Consider the following 20,100-nt stretch of genomic DNA (forward strand, 5'->3'; position numbering starts at 1 on the left):
TTATCTGGGCATCAGGCAACCACTTCAATTATTTATTCTCTCGTTTTGTCACAACTTACTCTATGCTTGGTTTCTTTGAGCGCTTAATCAATCCGTTCCCACCCGAACATCCGGCTGAGCCGCCTAAGGGCTTGTACCAGTTCTGCCGCCACTATACCCGGGGAATCGAATTCTATCTGCTTTTGATGGCAATCCTCACTGTTTGTGTTGCGGTCAGTGAAGCGATGCTTTATGGCATTTTAGGAAAGATTATCGATTGGCTGGCTGAAAAAGATCCCCAAAATTTCCTGCAGGAAGAAATGCTCACGCTGATTGGTTTATCGTTATTTATACTGCTGCTGATACCCATTTTGGTTATGTGCCATTCGCTGATCATGTACCAAACATTAATGGGTAACTTCCCCATGATCGTGCGCTGGCAAGCCCATCGCTATCTGCTCAATCAAAGCTATGCTTTTTTCCAGAATGAATTCAGCGGCCGCATTGCCACCAAAGTCATGCAGACAGCTTTGGCTGTACGTGAAACCGTCATGAAAACACTCGATGTGATGCTATTCATCGCGGTATATCTCATCACGACCCTGTTGCTCGTTGCAAATGCTGATCCTCACTTATGCATCCCACTGCTTATCTGGTTGGCTGTATATTCCATCATACTGTCTTATTTCATTCCAAGATTAAAAAAAATCTCTGAGGTACAGGCCGATGCACGTTCCAGCATGACCGGCCGTATTGTCGATAGCTATACAAATATTTTGACCCTTAAACTATTCTCCCACAATCAGCGTGAAGCTGAATACGCCAAAACAAGTATGGAAAATTTCCTGTCAACGGTGCATCCGCAAATGCGACTGGTTACTGGACTGCTTGGGTGTATATGGAGCAGTAATATGCTACTGGTATTCAGTATTGGTGCGCTGGGCATTTATTTATGGATCAACGAGGATATCACGATAGGAGCTATCGCCATTGCCATGACGCTTGCGATACGCCTAACCGGCATGTCTCACTGGATTATGTGGGAAGTCAGCGCCCTATTTGAAAATATTGGAATTGTCCATGATGGCATCAACACCTTATCGGAACCACCGGCCGTAGTGGATGCGCCGGACGCGCATCCTTTACACGTCACCTCTGGTACGATTGATTTTAGTCATGTCGGATTTACCTATCATCGAGCAGATCAAAAGGAAAGCATCCGGGTATTTGATGATCTTAATTTACACATCGCCGCTGGGGAGAAAGTAGGAATTGTCGGTCGTTCAGGCGCTGGCAAGTCTACTTTGGTGAGTCTGTTATTACGCTTTTATGATGCTCAGCAAGGGGTGATTCAGATCGATGGGCAAGACATCCGACAAGTGAGCCAAGAAAGTTTGCGCGCCAATATCGCGATTGTTACGCAAGATACGTCTTTGCTTCATCGATCCATTCGTGACAATATTCTATTCGGTAAACCGGATGCTTCGGAAGCGCAGATGCTTGAAGCTGCAAAACTTGCTCATGCTCATGAGTTCATTCAAACCCTGATTGATAATAAAGGCCGCAAAGGCTATGATGCATTTGTCGGCGAACGCGGTGTTAATCTTTCAGGAGGGCAACGTCAACGTGTTGCAATTGCGCGCGTGTTATTAAAGAATGCGCCTATCCTGATTCTTGATGAAGCAACCTCTGCCCTTGATTCGGGTGTAGAAGCCAGCATTCAACAAAATCTGGAGCAACTCATGCAAGGCAAAACAGTAATTGCGATTGCCCACCGGCTATCCACCATTGCTGCCATGGATCGACTCATTGTCCTGGATAAAGGTCGTATTATTGAGCAAGGTAGCCACGCAGAACTGCTCTCTCATAATCAACTATATGCCATGCTTTGGAATCACCAATCAGGCGGATTTCTTCTGCCTCCAGAAAATAGTTAATTTTATATTTTATTCTATTGCCTCCTCAAACATGATGCGAAGGCAAGCCGCAGGCAATATAAATAAATATGGCAAACAGAAACCGACAATGTCAGGTTTGATTTAGAAATGGAATTACATGCTTAATTTCTCTGATAAGGAAAACCCATGCCTCTAAAACTCCATATCATTATTTGCAGCACCCGGCCAGGTCGGGTTGGACCTCATGTTGCCAAGTGGTTCCATGAAATCGCAGTGCAGCATGGTGAATTTGAAGCTGTACTGGTCGATCTTGCCGAATTCAATTTGCCAGTATACGATGAACCAGAGCACCCTGTTCATCAGCGATACCAGCATGAGCACACCAAAAATTGGGCGGCCAGCGTCAGTGCGGCAGATGCTTATGTATTCATTACTCCGGAATATAATTACGGCCCCCCACCCTCGCTGTTGAATGCACTCAATTATGTCTATAAGGAATGGAATTATAAGCCCGCCGGATTTGTCAGTTATGGCGGAGTTTCTGGTGGACTCAGAGCCGCTCTGATAGAAAAGCTTACCTTGACCACATTAAAAATAATGCCAATAGTGGAAGCAGTAACCGTTCAGAATGTTTCCACACACATCAATGAAAAAAAGCACTTTATACCGAATGATCACCATATAAGCTCGGGAATATCCCTGCTTAATGAACTGCACAAGTGGGCACAAGCACTCAAAATGATGAGGCAATAGTTTTATTTTGCTATGCTGGTAGAGAGATCAAAAGTACTTATAGCTAGCTGCCGTGCTGCTAATCAGGTGAAATAATTTTATCGGTACCTTCTCAGTATGTTAAACCGCACACTGTAAACCATTTTAATTTAAGCATAAAGGTTAATACTCCATGAATTTTCCCGATTTTTATGAGCAGGCACCTGTCGTCCAAACCCGTGATCCATTTGCAGCCACGTTAGGTGCTGCGCGCGGTGGTTTACTGGATTACCATTATGTCGATGCAGTACGTCTCGCCGGCCATTCATGTCCTACTGTCGCTGGCGCATATCTCATCGGGCGAGCTGCCTTGCGCGCGCTTTATCCGGATGAACCTGCTGAGCGCGGTTCAATTGCTGTCCATATGCCTGCACCAGAAAATGAAGGTACCACAGGTGTGATGGCGCAAGTATTGACATTATTAACTGGCGCAGCTGCCGATAATGGTTTCCATGGGATTCAAGGGCGCTTCAGAAGGGTGGGATTGCTGAGTTTTGCAGACCAGCGGGAAGGAGAAGCTATCCTCTTCAAACGCCTTGATACCGGAGCAGGTGTGGCCGTGGAGCTCGATGTTTCTTTGGTGCCGGGTGATCCGGCACAAAGTGGACGCTTGGCGGCTATTCTGCAAAACCGCGCTGATGATACGATACGCAGTGCTTTTGCAGAGGCATGGCAGGCGCGTGTACGCCGATTATTACTGGAATTTGCGGATGACCCGCGTGTAATACGTGTCACTCCTTTGTAATCCTGCTAACCCGGTTAATATCGTTAACCCGCTTAAGGCGCAATAATCATCGGGCGTTGCGCCGTATGTACTACCTTACCATCTGGTGCAATGCGTTACACTTATTGCACCTTACCAGCTAGATCAAACATGACTTTGTCGGTTCTTCTTGCCGTACGATGGATACTGTCTGCAGCTTGTTTCGCGTCAAGTTTGATTTAGAAATGGAATAACTCGTTAAGGGCTTCTTATCCACTTTTGTACGACTATACTCCCAATCATATCTCCTTCAACATTGACCATGGTGCGAAACGCATCTAATAACCGGTCGATAGGAAGTAAAATAGCGACCGCTTCAGCCGGTAAACCCACTGACTGAAGCACCATCACCATGGTCACCATGCCAGCGCTTGGAATGCCAGGTGCCCCAATAGCAGCCAGCATGGCAGTAAGAAAAACAATAAGTTGTTGAGTGATATCAAGCTCGATTCCCACCAGATTAGCGATGAATAAAGCAGCTATCGCTTCATACAACGCGGTGCCATCCATATTGATAGTCGTTCCCAATGGAACAACAAAGCCTGCCACATCGGATTTGACATGTAAATGCTGCTCCACACAACGCATCGTTATAGGCATAGTGGCGGCACTGGAGCTGGTTGCAAAAGCAGTAATCAATGCTTCGCGGGCCCCCTTCCAGAATTTAAAAGGGGTCACGCCGGTCATTAGATAAAGTATAAGCGGTAAAATGACTACGCCATGGAATAATGTTGTCCCGATAACAATGACAATAAACTTAATCAGTGTAGTAAGCAGAGCAATATCCTGAGAAACGATCAATTGCAGTAGCAATGCCATAATACCGAGCGGAGCAAGACGCATGATCCAGCTCACCAGCATCAGGATCAGTTCCAGAAATTCTTTCATCAAAATGAGAATATTATGGTAGCGCTCCCCGCCTACTACCATAGCAATTCCAAGCAGCAATGCAAATATGACGATAGCCAGAATATGACCTTCAGCCAGCGCTGTAATTGGATTCAAAAAAAGCGAGTGTAGAAAGTGAGCAAAAAATTCGCCTAAAGACATTTGCTTAACGTCGATGTCTTGCATGGCATCCTTAAACATCGCAATCTCAAGCCCTTCACCCGGTCGAAAGAGATTGGCTACGGTCAGACCAAGTATCACTGCCAAAGCCATCGTGGATGCAAAAAAGACAAGCGTGATTTGCCATACCCGATTTATTTGGTGATGTGCGCGTAAATTCGCAACACCGACCACAATGGAAGTAAACACCAGTGGGACAAGTATCATTTTCAACAAATCAATGAATAAAGTACTTATCAAACTGGCAACATACAAACCATTTTGAGAGATAGACGAATCCAGGCCGACCATGACAAATCCCAAACCCAGCAAAATTCCACCTATTACCCCTAGCAGGATTTGCATATTGAGAGATATTTTTATCATAAGAACTCCAGATTTATCAGCAGATGCGCTATGAGTAAAGGGCACCTCTAAAAATTAATATTTGCGAGCATCCGCTTTGCGAATTGCCTGCTCACCCCGCCTCGTCACAATACTTCATTGTTCACAAAAAATGACGCGAAGGCGAGTTGCAGACAGGCTCAATCATACGGCAAGGTGAAGCTGGCAATATCAGGTTTGATTTAGAAATGGAATAAGATTGAACTTCAATCTCAGTTTTCTACTTTTACAATGCGTGTCCCGGCGAGCCGATCATGTAGAAACTGGCGGTCACGATCGAATAATGCCCATATAATTCCGAAACCAAAAAATGTAATGCCAATTACGGCAAGGAGATAGCGGGTAATAGCCTGCCGAGTACTGAGCTTATTACCATTCACGGTGACCACACGCATTTTCCAGGTTTGCATGGCCAAAGTCCGCCCACCATGCGTCCAGAACCAGATAAAATAAATGCCAGCAACAGAAAGCAGATAAAATTGAAAGAGCGGCTTGAAATAGAGTGCGGTAGGATCACGAAATACCAAATGAAAAATAAAACTGGCAATAAACCAGACTCCAAGCAGCAACAGAAACTCGTAAAGCATACATAACGTGCGCCGCCAAAATCGAGGAATTGAGATTGTCATGGAATTTTTTTTAGGCCATTGGTTATAATTAATGACCAGATTAGCCAAGTTAGTGAAAATGTGTTCTTTAAGAGTAGTATATTGTAAAGCATTTAAAGAGATTATTTCTATTTTCCCTTATAAACCAGATTGTTCACCCTTTTTAATCAATATGAATTTCTTAATTAAAGTTAATAATGATTGATAACCATTATCGTTTGCTTTATTATTTAAAGCTAAAATAAGTAACATTGTTATCACAACTTAACTTAAAGTTGTTCCGGATACGATAAGTTATCTAAGTAAATGTTCTGTTCCCTAAGCAAGAATTGTTTTAATTAGTTAATATATTTCTTTTCTTGGAGGGCGTTAATTATTATATGGCCCATACTAAGCGCGATTCGGCCCCTTCCTCTATCTCTTTTATCGGTCTCTTATGTGTACTCTTGGTACATGCCGCCCTGATTTATGGCATGTGGCATTACCGCTTGCCATCTGCCAATACGCAAACAGTGACCTTATTTGCCGAACTGATTGCACCACCACAACCTAAAATTGAAGCACCAGAGCTTCCCAAAGCTGATGTAAAAGCAGAACATATCCCCCCTCCTCCGGAAAAACCTAAAGTGGTTAAAAAAGCACAACCACAACCTAAACAACGCCAATTAGCTTCTGCTGCACCTGCTCTACCTAAAGAGAAAGTGGTCGATTCCCCTTCCCCGCCTGCGCCAGAGCCTGTGCACGAGGAATCTGAATCGACACAAAAGCAAGAAGCGAAGGCTGTACCAGCTGCTCGTCCCGAGCAAATGCAAACTGGTCCCGTAACGCTTACCTCCGAGTTATCGGTATCTTGTCCGGAATTGAGCGCACCGGATTATCCCACTCTTTCACGTCGCTTGGGTGAGGAAGGAAAACTCATGCTACAAGTTGAACTTGATGAATCAGGCCGCATCAGCAATACCCGTATCGTCAATAGTAGCGGCTATTCCCGACTGGATAATGCCGCACTCGCTGCGGTTAAGAGCTGGCACTGTAAACCTGCCGTGCGTGATGGCAAACCCGTACGGGCTATCGCATTGCAACCTTTTAATTTTGTCATCCAAGGAAACTAATGTAATGGAAGAAAATCTTGGTTTTTCTCATTTTCTAGCTCAGATAGACCATGTAGGAATGGTGGTATTCATTTTACTGCTTCTGCTTTCGGTAGCGAGCTGGTATTTGATTATTACAAAAAGCATCAGTAATTTTATCGCCTCGCGAAGGGCCAATGCTTTTCTCAATCATTTCTGGGAAGTTGACTCTCTACAGGAATTAAAAATAGAAATGAAAGGTTCTTCTACAGATAATGCGTTTGCCCATCTGGCTAAATTAGCCGTAGATGTGACGACTGATTCACAGAGGCATGGCCTGGAAAAACTTGCAGCAGCAGGAGGAGTAAGCGAATTGTTAACTCGCACACTGCGCAATGGTATCGATCAAGAGGCTACTCGCATTGGAAATGGACTCACCATTATCGCATCGGCGGGTTCTGTCGCTCCCTATATCGGTTTATTTGGTACTGTCTGGGGCATTTATCATGCGCTCATTCAAATCGGCCTTACTGGACAAGGAACATTAGATAAAGTAGCTGGACCAGTTGGGGAGGCGCTCATTATGACCGCTTTAGGATTGGCTGTTGCCATTCCAGCCGTATTAGCCTATAACGCTTTTATTAGACGAAACAGAATATGGATGGCGCGGCTGGATACATTTGCACATGATTTATTTACCATTGTCACAGTGGGCAATAAAAGCGGAGACAGCACCGCCAAGGCAGCAGCGGAACAAAACCACAACCCTCAGTTTACTCCAACTGCGGCAACTACTTCAGCGTTTGAAGGGAGGCAATAATGGCTTTTGGCAGCTCAGATCGCTATCAGGAACAGACAACCATGTCTGAAATTAATGTAGTGCCCTTAGTGGACATCATGCTTGTACTATTGATCATTTTTATAATTACAGCGCCATTACTCACGCATTCCGTAAAAATTGATTTGCCAAAAGCTTCCAGCCACCCCAACACGACTAAACCAGAACACATTGACTTTGCCATTCGAGCTGAAGGCACTTTTTTTTGGAATGGTGAGCCAGTTACGCTTGAGCAACTGGCGCCCCGTTTCACTCAATCAGCAGAAAATTCTCCTAATACTGAGCTCCATATTCGTGCCGATAAAAATACCCATTATGAACATGTGGCGCGCATCATGAGTATGGCCGCAAAAGCTGGATTAACAAAAATTGGCTTTGTTACGGATCCAACTCTCGAATGAAGAACGATTTCAGCTCAAATTGTAGCAATATCCGTATTGTTGATACGCCTCACTGCCAGCTGGTATGAAACAGCTGCTGAGTAACCCCCTACCCAAGGCTGCCTCAGAAATTTCTGTTGATTTGAATATAGCTCTCTACAGCTCTGTAGCTGTATAATTTCATTTCCAATCAAAACTGACGCGAAGGCCAGCCGCAGACAGGATCAATAATACGGCAAGGCAAAGAAGACCAGGTCAGGCCGACAAACGCAGTTTTGAGTTAGAAATGGAATTACAATATTTCTGCTTTATTAAGCCATTTATGCAATAGTATTCCATCATGTTGGTAGAAATACCCTTTTACACACCTATTTTTTGTCAATCCCCAAACAATTTACTTTCATGTCAGATGATAAATCTGAAACTATATGCTTCCAATGAGTTCGATTTTACAGAAATCCAGAATAGCTCTGAGTAATTGCTTTAAAACAGTGAATAGAAGTTGTAGCCTATGGTTTCCATTACATCCTTTTTGAGTTAACATTGCCCCCATGACTAAGTATGTCTTTGTGACTGGCGGTGTAGTATCTTCCTTAGGTAAAGGTATTGCCGCAGCTTCATTAGCAGCCCTTCTCGAAAGTCGTGGCATTAAAGTAACGATGCTAAAACTGGATCCTTATATCAACGTCGATCCGGGCACGATGAATCCATTTCAGCACGGGGAGGTTTTTGTTACGGATGATGGCGCAGAAACCGACCTTGATCTAGGACACTATGAGCGTTTCATCACGACAAAGATGGCCAAGCGTAATAATTTTACGACAGGTCAAATCTATGAAAGTGTCATTCGTAAAGAGCGGCGAGGAGATTATCTTGGCGGCACAGTACAAGTCATTCCCCATATTACTGATGAAATCAAACTTTTTATCCGTAAGGGTGTAAACGATGCCCAAGTTGCTATTGTAGAAATCGGGGGTACCGTTGGTGATATTGAGTCTTTGCCCTTTTTGGAAGCGATCAGGCAAATGGCAGTGCAGCTTCCATCCCATGACACGTGCTTTATTCACTTAACGTTATTACCTTATATTGGATCAGCCGGAGAATTAAAAACCAAACCAACGCAACATTCAGTAAAAGAGCTAAGAGAAATTGGGATACAACCTGATGTGTTGCTTTGTCGAGCCGATCGTATGCTTCCACAAGAAGAACGACGCAAAATTGCCATGTTCACCAATGTCAAGGAAGAAGCTGTTATTTCAGTGATTGATGTCGACAGCATTTACAAAATACCTGCATTGCTGCATGAACAAATGCTGGATGAAATCATCTGTCACAAATTGAATATACTTGCTAAATCAGCCGATCTCACCGTCTGGAAAAAACTGATTTATGATCTAGAGCACCCTAAACACGAGGTAACGATTGCTCTAGTAGGAAAATATGTCGAGCTGACTGAATCATATAAATCCTTATCCGAAGCGTTGATTCATGCTGGTATTCATACGTGCAGCAAAATAAATATATGCTATATCGATTCAGAAGAGATTGAAAAAAAGGGTACAGATTGCCTCCTCGGCATGGATGCTATTCTGGTTCCTGGCGGATTTGGTAAACGTGGAGTTGAAGGAAAAATAGAAGCTATTCACTACGCGCGTGTTAAACGAATCCCTTATCTGGGTATCTGTCTGGGTATGCAGTTAGCTGTCATTGAATATACACGCAATGTGCTTAAACTGGAAGGTGCGCATAGCACAGAATTCAATCCTGCTACGCCTTATCCCGTTCTAGGATTAATCACTGAGTGGCGTACACGCGAGGGACACCTTGAGAAACGTACCGCAAAGACAGATCTAGGAGGAACCATGCGTCTAGGTGGACAGGAATGCCTACTTAAAGAAAATTCACTGGCAGCAAAGATTTATGGAGAAAACAAAATCACTGAGCGTCATCGCCATCGCTATGAAGTCAATGCCGAATTTATCTCTCAATTGGAACAAGCAGGACTATACGTAAGCGGGGTATCTGCAGAAGAAAATTTATGTGAAATGATCGAATTATCACAAAGCGAGCACCCCTGGTTTGTCGCCTGTCAGTTTCATCCCGAATTTACTTCTACACCTAGAAGGGGACACCCTTTATTCAAAGCTTATGTGAAAGCTGCTATTGATTTTGCCCACAAACACGGCAACTCAGAAAAGAAAAGTAGCGCTGAATTAGAAAATTCAATTTGAATCGTTGTCATGTGCTTTATATCTTCCTGTTTATTGAATTTATCTACCCAATCTTTCACAAACAATCCAATGACAAAAAATGATTGGTTTGTTTAGACACTAATAATTTAACAATAATATTTAAGTGAAATAACTACAAGGAAAGTCGCATGAGTGCAATAGTGGATGTAATCGCCCGTGAAATTTTAGATTCCCGTGGCAACCCGACCATTGAGGCAGATGTATTACTTGAATCTGGTGTGCTGGGACGCGCATCGGTTCCTTCAGGGGCATCTGTTGGCACTAAAGAAGCAGTAGAATTACGTGATGAAGACAAGCAGCGTTACTCAGGGAAAGGCGTATTAAAAGCGGTTGAAAATGTTAATACCGAAATCTCAGAAGCTATTATGGGGCTTGATGCAGTAGAGCAATCTTTCATCGACCAGTCCCTGATAGATCTTGATGGCAGCGAGAATAAATCAAGGTTAGGGGCGAATGCCATTCTCGCTGTTTCCTTAGCGGTCGCCAAAGCAGCCGCGGAGGAATCTGGCTTACCGCTATACCGTTATTTAGGAGGTGTTGGCGCAATGTCACTGCCGGTGCCTATGATGAATCTGATTAACGGTGGCGCACATGCTAATAATAATCTGGATATGCAGGAATTCATGATTATCCCGTTAGGCATGCAAAGCTTTCGCGAAGCGGTACGATGTGGTGCTGAGATATTTAGCACACTCAAATCACTCATCAATAAAAAAAATATGCCGACAACGGTCGGTGATGAGGGAGGATTTGCCCCCAATCTCATGAGTAATGAAGAAGCGCTCAAGCTGATCGTACAGGCTATTGATCAGGCGGGTTATCTACCGGGTTCTGATGTTGCTATTGGTATTGATTGCGCGAGCTCTGAGTTTTATAAGGATGGAAAATATCATATCGATTCAGAAGGATTGAGTTTTACCTCAGCCCAATTTGTTGACTATCTTGCTAGCTGGGTAGATAAATATCCCATCCTCAGTATTGAAGATGGCATGAGCGAGCATGATTGGGATGGCTGGGAGCTACTTACGAATAAACTAGGCAAATTAGTGCAGCTTGTTGGCGATGATGTATTCGTTACTAATACAAAAATTCTAAAAGAAGGCATCGCACGCGGGGTAGCTAATTCAATTTTGATTAAAGTTAATCAAATCGGGACGCTTACGGAAACTTTATCTGCCATCGAAATGGCTAAGTGTGCTGGTTACACTGCCGTGATATCTCATCGCTCAGGAGAAACGGAAGACACTACCATTGCTGATATTTCGGTCGCAACAAGCGCATTACAAATTAAAACAGGCTCGCTATCCCGCTCTGATCGCTTAGCAAAATATAACCAATTAATGCGTATCGAAGAGGATCTTAGCGATATGGCCAAATATCCAGGACGGAAAGCTTACTACCAGCTCAGGTAATGAAGAAGCTGGCTGTTACGTTTATTGTATTGATTATTCTGGCGCAATACCCCTTATGGTATGGCAAAGGGAGTTGGCTAAACGTCTATGAAATAGACCAGCAACTGGCTAGCCAGCGCCAAACTAATCAGAAATTACAAAATCGTAATACCGTTCTGGAAGCAGAAGTTAATAATCTTAAGAAAGGACTCGATGCCATTGAAGAACTCGCCCGCAATGAATTGGGAATGATACGCTCAGATGAGGTTTTTTTTCAGATCATGGAGAGTAATGAAGAAAATAATACGCACATAGACAGACAATAGAATGTAATGATTGGGATTATGCTTGGTTACTAAGCATAATCCCATTTGTTGTCGTAACCGGCGTAGAGCGCAATAACTAGCGGGTATTGCACCGTATGTGCTACCTCATCATCTAGTGCAATGCGTTACACTTATTGCACGCACCCTACCAGCTGAATCAAACATAACTTTGTCGGCTCTTCTGCCGTATTATTTTTATTTATAGTCTAACCAGTTTAAGAATGATCCAGAATGGATAGGATTTAAAGAGCATATCGACGGTTTAGTTGTTTACGCAGTGCTTTGAACAGCGCCTATTCATATTCGATAGGACAATGAGCCTTCTTAACTGGTCAAGCTATAAACTATTAGATTATGGTTAATAAGTTCTTGCCTTAGGCGGAAATGAGCTTACGGTCAAAGGTTTCAACCGAACAGGTTTATAGTCAATACGACGATCTTCCTTGAAAAATAAAGTATGCTTAAGCCATTTGTCATCATTCCGCTCAGGGAAATCATTCCTCGCATGTGCACCGCGACTTTCTCGACGAGCTTCAGCTGATACCATGGTTGCCGTTGCGACTTCAATCAGATTATCGAGTTCTAATGCTTCAACCCGAGCCGTATTAAATACTTTACTTTTATCCTTAATTTCTGTTTGTGCAACACGTTGAGCCACTTCACTGATTTCTTCGACCCCTTCCTTAAGCATGTTAGCAAAGCGAAATACACCACAATATTTCTGCATGGTTTTTCTTAATACTTCCCCCACTTGGGCCACACTTTCTCCCTCTTTCTGGTTATCCAAACGTGCCAATCTTGCGAGTGATGTATCAGCGATGTCAGCAGGAAGTTGCTTATGGTGGGAATTCCGCTTCAAATCTTCAATAATTTGATTACCTGCTGATCGCCCAAAGACGATAAGGTCCAGTAACGAATTCGTACCCAAACGATTTGCGCCATGGACAGAAACGCAAGCGCACTCCCCTACTGCATAAAAGCCTGGCACAACTTCTTCGGGCCCTGTTTTATATGGCGCCACGACCTGGCCATGCAGATTGGTAGGAATCCCGCCCATCATATAATGAGCTGTTGGCACAACAGGGATAGGTTGTTCAATGGGATCGATGTGCGCAAACTTAATTGCGATTTCACGTATTCCCGGTAAGCGTGATTTAATGACCTCAGCGCCAAGATGATCCAGCTTCAGTAAAAGGTGATCAGCATGGGGGCCATAACCTCGCCCCTCTTTTATTTCCGTCGTTAATGCCCGTGATACCACATCGCGACTCGCCAGATCCTTAGCATGTGGGGCATAGCGTTCCATGAAACGCTCACCATCCTTATTGATCAGATACCCCCCTTCTCCCCGCACAGCTTCACTGATCAGTACGCCCACACCATACACACCAGTTGGGTGAAACTGCCAGAATTCCATATCTTGCAGCGGGATACCAACACGCGCAGCCATACCGAGGCCATCTCCCGTATTGATAAAGGCATTCGTACTCGCATGAAAGATGCGACCGGCACCACCTGTAGCAAATAATGTCGCTCTCGCTTGCAGAATCATGACGTCACCCGTTTCCATTTCCAGCGCAGTAACACCCAGCACATCGCCCTGCTGATCCCGAATAAGGTCTAATGCCATCCACTCTACAAAAAACTGAGTATTTGCACTCACATTACGCTGATAAAGTGTATGCAGCATAGCATGACCCGTACGATCAGCCACTGCGCAGGATCGTGTTGCCTGCGTATCGCCAAAATTCCGAGAATGCCCTCCAAAGGGACGTTGATAAATTTTGCCATTCTCCAACCGATCAAATGGCATGCCATAGTGTTCGAGCTCGTAAACAACCTCAGGAGCCTGCCGGCACATGAATTCAATTGCATCCTGATCACCGAGATAATCAGATCCTTTTACTGTGTCATACATATGCCAATGCCAATTATCCTCGGTGACATTACCCAGAGAGGCAGCAATACCACCTTGTGCAGCAACGGTATGAGAACGGGTGGGGAACACTTTAGACAGTACGGCTACTTTCAGGCCGGCCTCTGATAATTGTAGCGCAGCGCGCATCCCCGCCCCACCTGCACCAACAATGACGACATCAAATTTTCGTTTAGGGATATTCACGTTAACCCCACAGAATTTCAGCAAACCAGATGAGATATAAAAACAAGGAAATGATGACGACAATATACATCGTCAGACGGATACCTGTGGCGTGAACATAATCCATCAAGACATTACGTATCCCTACCCAGGCATGCCAACAAAGGCTGATAAAAAATAAAAAAGAAACTATTCTTATCCATTGATTGGCAAATAACGATTTCAGCGCCGCATAATCAGAAATGGGATAGAAGCCGAACAGAAAAGCCAATAGCAGCACATAAACCACCATCACCACGGCTGTAATACGCTGAATTAACCAATCCCGTAAACCATAATGAGAACCTGTTATCACACGATTCAGATTCTTTACCATAAGAAAACCCCGACCAGTGCTGTCAGGACAAACCCCATTATCAATATAATTTTACTATTCAAACGTGCTTGCTGCAGGGAAGTACCATAATGTAAATCAAGCGCCAGATAACGAATACCGGCGCAAAAATGATGCATGAAAAACCATATTGGCAGTAATAAAGCCCCTTTCACCAATGGATCAGCCAATATCAGTTGTAACTGGGCAAAACCCTCGGGCGAACCTAATAGTTTTTGCAAGCCGCAAAGCAATAATGGAATACCAGGAAAAAATAATAATACCCCACTTATGCGATGCAGGATGGAAACCTGCGCTGGCAAGGGCTGCTTAATCTTTAAGAGATTGAGATATTTTGGCCGCTCTCTTTGAAATTTTGTTTCCATAGAATGAGTGATGGACCCTATTATTTTTAGGTAATTGACAACGCTAACCGATCTCTACTAAGCCTAGTTTAATCTGTTATCCCGTGTCATACAATGCCAAATCCTCATTCTAATCTATTTTATGGCTGTCTTAATAATGCTCGAATTCTGTGCGACCTTCACGCCTGATCATTTCATCAATCGTAAGGCCGATGGCCGGTTTGCCATTAAATACCGATCCTGCTCTTTTGTTGTTGAAGTGCTCCAACATCGTTCGGTAGGCTGACGGTGGCAATGGGACGAATTCGGCTTTTTTTACCTGAAGGAGAGCATTCTTTAGATAAAATTCAATAAACTGTTTTACTTCAGGCTTTTCTGCCGCCTTGATACTGACATAAATAAAGATCGGACGGGAGAGAGGTCGGTAACTGCCATTCTCAACTGTTTCAACGGATGGCAAGACACCGCCATTACCGCTATCGATCGCAACGGCTTTAACTTTATCCTGATTCTCGATGTAATAGTGAAAACCGAAAAAACCTAACCCATTCTTATTGCTGGCTACTCCTTCCACTAATAGCTTATCGTCTTCAGATTCAACATAATCGCCGCGAATTAATTTAGACTTGCCTACGATCGCCTTGGTGAAGTAATCGAAAGTACCCGATGCTGAATCAGCTCCAAAAAGTTTGAATTCTTCATTCGGCCATGACGGGTTGACCTGATTCCACCTGGTGATTCTGCCTTGCGCAAGCGGTTCCCATATTTTCTTCAGTTGTGCGACAGTCATGGTGGTACCCCAGGTATTATCCGGATTCACCGCCACGGTTATGGCATCAAAAGCCACAGGTATCTCCACGAATTTCACGCGGGAATTTTTGCACTCTGCCATTTCATTCTGCAGGATAGGACGGGAAGCATTCACAATATCGATCTCACCACGGCAGAATTTATTGAAGCCACCGCCGCTGCCAGAGATATTCACCATCACTTTGACCGTATCTTTTTTAGCGACCTGAAAATTCTTTGCTATCGCTTTGGTGATGGGATAGACAGTGCTGGAGCCATCTATTTTAACAATGGATTGAGCACTTGCGGTATCGACCGCACCAATCAACGCACTTATCAAGCTCAATATGCTCAGCACTTTAAGGTTGTGTACTTGTAACATTTTCTCCTCCGGTTATTTGAGATGATCGCCTTAACGCAGCTTGCTCAGAGATTTCTCATCTTCCAGCCGGGAATTCGGGAAACTACCCGATATTTCCGCTGGATAGCGCACGCTAGCAGTATGTTTTTATTTACATCCACTCAGAAATCGACTGTAATCTGTGACAGGAATGCTGCAAAACCGCCGTTATCCCATCCGCGGGTACGTGCTCCAGCTCCACCTGAATAACCATTTGTATTAGTAACTGGCGTTCCAGATGTATCGACATCTATCAAGTACACAATATTGTTCTGTAATTTGACATTGGAATGGGGATACCAGTTTAACCCGAATCTGAACATGGAAGCTCGGCCCCCTCTGATGACACCAGAGTTCATGTCAATATAGTCATAACCCGCAGCAACTTCCCAGGCACCAAAACCTGAACCGTTCCAATTAAACGGTTTTTTGGGTTTAATCCGGTTTGCAGCACCATTCCTGATGTGATAGGCCTTCGATTCACCAGTCAGGAAGTAACTTACAAAACCATAGTAGCCAGTCAAATGCTCATTATCATAACCGACGCCGTTGATATTGGTACGTAAAAACTCAGCTTGCGCTGAAAATGGCCCATACACTAGCCAGGATTCCGCCCCGTAACGATCGAAACTTGTAATCTGGCGCCGATTCGGATCATTTAATGCACCATTACTGAGGTTTCCGGTATTCAGAATATTGGTACGATCAACGTTTGTTCCCGGAAATGCTGTGAACGACATGCCGCCCCCACCTCCGCCTGATCCCTCACCCACCATGGTGCCATCAGCCCGGTACTGGGTATTGACGTCAGTATGTCCCGCAGAGATACCCACATGCAGGAATTTGGTATCATCTTCCATCCACGGCCTGCCAGTGATACGGCCGATCGCTGTCCAGCCAGTATCGCCAGAGCCGTTATTGCGACTCTGATTGCCGTTGGCGTTGACCGAGGTGGAAGCCGATGACCATCCACCAACAGGTTCTGTTTGGAAGGCAATTCCCGTCTGCCAGCGTGGAACGGCATAATTGACACCTATCCCTGTTTTGTAAGTATTAGGGTTGTCGACAAAAGAGTTAACTGCCATATGACGTTCAATAAAGGTCAAGAAACGGTTGCTGGCCGCTTCTTCCAAGCTGAATGGTTCCTTGAACGAACCAATTTTGTAGGATAATGCATCAGTATGGTTCAGCCGCACAAAAGCATCGGTAATGCCAGAGGCTACCGTACCATTGCCACGACTAAAATCGAACTCAAATTTATAATCCCATATTTTGAAAAAAGTCCCTTCCGCACCAAGACGTGCCCGGCGGATATTCGCGCCGCTATTCAGTTCATTGGGTGTATTCTGACCGAAAGCTGGATCCGGATCATTGATAAAATTGTATTGCGCGGCAGGTTGGATACGTCCATTCACAGCAAATGAGAAATTACCGTCTTTGGTTTTAAAGTGCAAACCCCGATCATCAAACTCCATATGAACTTTCTCGGCTTCCTTGACACGTTCTTCAAGCACTGAAACCTTGTCGGCAAGGCTCTCATTCGCAGCTTTATCTGCCAGCTCTGTGGTTTGAGCTTTACGGCTGGGAGTTAATTCAGCCGACTCAGTTTTGCTCGATGATTCTGCTGAAGTCTGTGGCGGTGCTGATCGTACTTTTGGTGTTTCAGTTTTTGCAGGCGCATCTTCAGATTTTACAAACGTACCCAACAGTACTCGACCAGGCCCCGGTTCAGCAAAAATTTGCTTGGTATTGGTATCGACGTAAAGCTCTAATGCCATCACGTCTGAAACAGCTCCGGCACTCAAGGCCAAAGAGAGTGCTAGCGCTTGCTTGAATATCCTCATGTTCTGTCCTTAATGAATTGTCATTAGGGACAGCATGTTAGAGGATGAATATTACAGATTTATGACATTCATGACGAAACTTGGAAAGTAACTAAGCCGATCAAAACCTGAAGTATTGGAAGTCACTCTTTATTAACAGGATTCAGTCGGGAAATTACCTATATACTACGTAAGATTTGAATAAGTGAGTGAACCAACGAGGAGTACAGAGCGCACGGAAAGCACTTGCTCAAAAAATGAGCATTTAATGCCTCAGCCATTGAGAAGCCAATCAAAATAGCCTCCGGCTTTACCGGAGACTATCTATTTTATAAGTGCCTTTCCAGTTTGACGACGTCATCAATTCTAAGATCCAGTTTGCTCTCACCACCAAAGACGGTCCCTACTTTTCTTTGCTTAAGGTGATCGAGGTTCAACTGATAAATCTCTGCCGGCAAAGGAAAGTATTTAACTTCTTTTACGAGGGTGGGTGCATTTTTCATGTAGAAATTGACGAATTCATTCACTTCCGGCTTATCTGCCGCTTTGGCATTGACATAAATAAAGATCGGGCGAGATAACGGCTGATAACTGCCATTTTCGACTGTTTCTGCTGAAGGAATGACACCACCCTTACCATTATCGATCGCAGCAGCATTGACTTTTTTCTTGTTCTCAGTGTAATAGGCAAAGCCAAAGAAACCCAGGCTATACTTATCCGTTGCGATCCCTTGTACCAGTACGTTATCATCTTCAGACGCAGTAAAATCACCTCGGCTCGATTTTGCCTTACCCACAATGGCTTCCGTAAAATAATCGAATGTTCCGGAATCCGCACCTGCACCAAATAGCTTGATTTTTTCATCAGGCCAGGCCGGATTAACTTGATTCCATTTAGTTATTTTCCCCTGTGCCGACGGCTCCCATATTTTTTTCAGCTCGGCAACAGTGATCGTTCTGCTCCAGGTATTCTGGGGATTAATGGCGACGGTTAAGGCATCAAATGCAATCGGCATTTCTATATACTGAACGCCTGCTGCTTTGCAAGCTTCCATTTCAGAATGCTGGATTGGTCTCGAGGCATTAACGATATCGATTTCTCCTCGACAAAACTTCTTAAACCCACCGCCTGTCCCCGATATCCCTACCGTCACCCGAATGCTACCTTTTTTGGCGATCTGGAAATCTTCCGCAACGGCTTCTGTAATGGGATAAACCGTACTAGAACCATCCATCGTCACAACAGGACCGGCATGGGCTGGATGATTCATCGTGACTACCGTTGTCAAGGTCATCACGAAAGGGATAATTCTGAGTAGGTGTGATTTCAAAGTAAGTTCCTCCGTACGTAATTAGCGCTGCAAGTTAATGATATCGCTTAGTAAAATAAGCCATTCTATTTCCAAATCAAACATGACGCGAGGCGAACCGCAGACAGTATCCACCCATAAGACAAGGTAAAGCCGACAAAGTCAGTTTTGATATAGCAACGGAATAACGAATACTAGTGGAGAAATATTGCAAAATTGTGACAAGCCACTTCAAAGCTTACTATTCACTGATTATCCGGCTTGCAGGCACCCTTTCAATGTGCCCCAGCAGCTACTTATGCGAAGTTTTGTTAAAAAAACAATCGCTCTAACTCTACTCCCGGATCGTCTGCGCGCATAAATGTTTCCCCTACCAAAAATGTATTGACCTGATGTGCCTGCATCAATGCGACATCATCACGTGTTTTAATGCCGCTTTCAGTCACGACGATTTTCCCCCCCGGAATTTGTTCGAGCAATTGCAAAGTCGTATCCAGGCGTGTTTCAAAAGTACGCAAATTGCGATTGTTAATCCCGATCAGCGGCGTAGCCAACTGCAAGGCAAGTTCAAGCTCATCGGCATCGTGCACTTCAACCAGTACTGCCATCCCGAGAGAGTGCGCCAGAGACTCGAGTTGATGCATACGCGTAAACGAATCAGCCGCCTGCTTTTCATCGGGGTAAGGAAACAGCTGAAAAGCAGAAACGATCAGCAGAATACAATCTGCTCCCATGGCGCGCGATTCAAACACCTGATAATCATCCAGAAGAAAGTCCTTACGCAACACCGGTAGCTCACAGGCTGCGCGCGCCTGCTTTAAATAATCCGCATTTCCCATAAAGAACTGTTTATCTGTCAAAACAGATAGGCAAGCTGCACCATGGTTGGCATAACTTGCCGCAATTTCTGCCGGATCAAAACCTTCGATCTCGGCACCCTGTGTATTCCCCATGGTCAAGTCAGAAGAAGCAGCTGATGTGACCCGCCCACGCAACAGTCCCTTGCTTGGGCTCGCCTGTTTTATTTCAGCAATCACCGCAGGGAATCCCTGCTTAATTTTGCTGTGAATAGCACCAACAAAATCACGTGCAGGATTTGCCGCTTCAGCTTCTGCTTGTATGACGGATAATGGTTTCGATGCCTTGGCGGCTGCCACTTCTTGCGCTTTAACGGTGAGAATTTTATTCAGAATGTCAGACATGCTTGCATC

18 protein-coding genes are annotated in these 20,100 nt (G+C 44.4%); 9 read left to right on the top strand and 9 right to left on the bottom strand.

Annotation, left to right across the window (positions count from 1 at the left end):
* Positions 1 to 62 precede the first annotated feature (62 nt).
* The 3 genes from BM283_RS04815 to BM283_RS04825 all read left to right on the top strand — a co-directional run bounded on the left by BM283_RS04815 (position 63) and on the right by BM283_RS04825 (position 3,393).
* Positions 63 to 1,916 (top strand): ABC transporter ATP-binding protein, encoded by a 1,854-nt coding sequence (locus BM283_RS04815; RefSeq protein ID WP_090690242.1) that lies wholly within the window; start codon positions 63 to 65, stop codon positions 1,914 to 1,916.
* Between the two features lie 147 nt (positions 1,917 to 2,063).
* Positions 2,064 to 2,630, top strand: coding sequence for an NADPH-dependent FMN reductase (locus tag BM283_RS04820; protein WP_090690244.1), 567 nt, complete (start codon positions 2,064 to 2,066; stop codon positions 2,628 to 2,630).
* A 151-nt stretch (positions 2,631 to 2,781) separates the two neighbouring features.
* Entirely contained in the window at positions 2,782 to 3,393 is a 612-nt protein-coding gene (locus BM283_RS04825; RefSeq protein ID WP_090690246.1) for a hypothetical protein, read from the top strand.
* Positions 3,394 to 3,609: 216 nt separating this feature from the next.
* On the opposite strand, the gene BM283_RS04830 is transcribed toward BM283_RS04825, so the two are convergent.
* A complete protein-coding gene (locus BM283_RS04830; RefSeq protein ID WP_090690249.1) occupies positions 3,610 to 4,845 on the bottom strand; it encodes a dicarboxylate/amino acid:cation symporter in 1,236 nt (411 codons plus the stop codon).
* A gap of 230 nt (positions 4,846 to 5,075) precedes the next feature.
* Positions 5,076 to 5,492 (bottom strand): RDD family protein, encoded by a 417-nt coding sequence (locus tag BM283_RS04835; protein WP_090690372.1) that lies wholly within the window; start codon positions 5,490 to 5,492, stop codon positions 5,076 to 5,078.
* A 359-nt stretch (positions 5,493 to 5,851) separates the two neighbouring features.
* On the opposite strand from BM283_RS04835, the gene BM283_RS04840 reads away from it, so the two are divergent.
* The 6 genes from BM283_RS04840 (at position 5,852) to ftsB (ending at position 11,728) form a co-directional block, all read left to right on the top strand.
* A complete protein-coding gene (locus tag BM283_RS04840) occupies positions 5,852 to 6,583 on the top strand; it encodes an energy transducer TonB (RefSeq protein WP_090690250.1) in 732 nt (243 codons plus the stop codon).
* A gap of 4 nt (positions 6,584 to 6,587) precedes the next feature.
* A complete protein-coding gene (locus tag BM283_RS04845) occupies positions 6,588 to 7,361 on the top strand; it encodes a MotA/TolQ/ExbB proton channel family protein (RefSeq protein ID WP_090690253.1) in 774 nt (257 codons plus the stop codon).
* Positions 7,361 to 7,780: an ExbD/TolR family protein gene (locus BM283_RS04850; protein ID WP_046849054.1), complete on the top strand. Its 420-nt coding sequence runs from the start codon at positions 7,361 to 7,363 to the stop codon at positions 7,778 to 7,780. The genes BM283_RS04845 and BM283_RS04850 overlap by 1 nt, the downstream gene beginning before the upstream one ends.
* A gap of 530 nt (positions 7,781 to 8,310) precedes the next feature.
* A complete protein-coding gene (locus tag BM283_RS04855; protein ID WP_090690256.1) occupies positions 8,311 to 9,990 on the top strand; it encodes a CTP synthase in 1,680 nt (559 codons plus the stop codon).
* A 149-nt stretch (positions 9,991 to 10,139) separates the two neighbouring features.
* Positions 10,140 to 11,423 carry a phosphopyruvate hydratase gene (gene eno / locus BM283_RS04860; protein ID WP_090690259.1) on the top strand — a complete coding sequence of 428 codons (1,284 nt, stop codon included), beginning with the start codon at positions 10,140 to 10,142 and terminating at the stop codon, positions 11,421 to 11,423.
* The gene (gene ftsB, locus BM283_RS04865) at positions 11,423 to 11,728 is read left to right on the top strand and encodes a cell division protein FtsB (protein ID WP_090690261.1); all 306 of its coding nucleotides are present in this window, start codon (positions 11,423 to 11,425) and stop codon (positions 11,726 to 11,728) included. Before eno ends, ftsB begins: the two co-directional genes overlap by 1 nt.
* Positions 11,729 to 12,086: 358 nt before the next feature.
* Here ftsB and sdhA read toward each other — a convergent pair whose 3' ends face one another.
* The 7 genes from sdhA to BM283_RS04900 form a co-directional block, all read right to left on the bottom strand.
* Entirely contained in the window at positions 12,087 to 13,850 is a 1,764-nt protein-coding gene (sdhA, locus tag BM283_RS04870; RefSeq protein ID WP_090690263.1) for a succinate dehydrogenase flavoprotein subunit, read from the bottom strand.
* 1 nt (position 13,851) lies between these two features.
* Positions 13,852 to 14,205 (bottom strand): succinate dehydrogenase, hydrophobic membrane anchor protein, encoded by a 354-nt coding sequence (sdhD, locus tag BM283_RS04875; protein WP_090690266.1) that lies wholly within the window; start codon positions 14,203 to 14,205, stop codon positions 13,852 to 13,854.
* Positions 14,199 to 14,588, bottom strand: a complete 390-nt coding sequence (gene sdhC, locus BM283_RS04880) for a succinate dehydrogenase, cytochrome b556 subunit (protein ID WP_090690269.1) — start codon at positions 14,586 to 14,588, stop codon at positions 14,199 to 14,201. Before sdhC ends, sdhD begins: the two co-directional genes overlap by 7 nt.
* A gap of 130 nt (positions 14,589 to 14,718) precedes the next feature.
* Positions 14,719 to 15,738, bottom strand: coding sequence for a PstS family phosphate ABC transporter substrate-binding protein (locus tag BM283_RS04885; protein ID WP_090690271.1), 1,020 nt, complete (start codon positions 15,736 to 15,738; stop codon positions 14,719 to 14,721).
* Positions 15,739 to 15,878: 140 nt separating this feature from the next.
* Positions 15,879 to 17,600, bottom strand: coding sequence for an OprO/OprP family phosphate-selective porin (locus tag BM283_RS04890; RefSeq protein WP_090690274.1), 1,722 nt, complete (start codon positions 17,598 to 17,600; stop codon positions 15,879 to 15,881).
* Positions 17,601 to 17,908: 308 nt separating this feature from the next.
* Positions 17,909 to 18,874, bottom strand: coding sequence for a PstS family phosphate ABC transporter substrate-binding protein (locus tag BM283_RS04895; protein WP_090690277.1), 966 nt, complete (start codon positions 18,872 to 18,874; stop codon positions 17,909 to 17,911).
* 326 nt (positions 18,875 to 19,200) lie between these two features.
* On the bottom strand, positions 19,201 to 20,091 hold the full coding sequence (locus tag BM283_RS04900; protein ID WP_090690280.1) for an indole-3-glycerol phosphate synthase TrpC: 891 nt from the start codon (positions 20,089 to 20,091) through the stop codon (positions 19,201 to 19,203).
* Between the last annotated feature and the right edge of the window lie 9 nt (positions 20,092 to 20,100).

It is taken from the genome of Nitrosomonas sp. Nm34, assembly GCF_900113925.1.
In the GTDB taxonomy this organism is placed as follows: Bacteria; Pseudomonadota; Gammaproteobacteria; order Burkholderiales; family Nitrosomonadaceae; genus Nitrosomonas.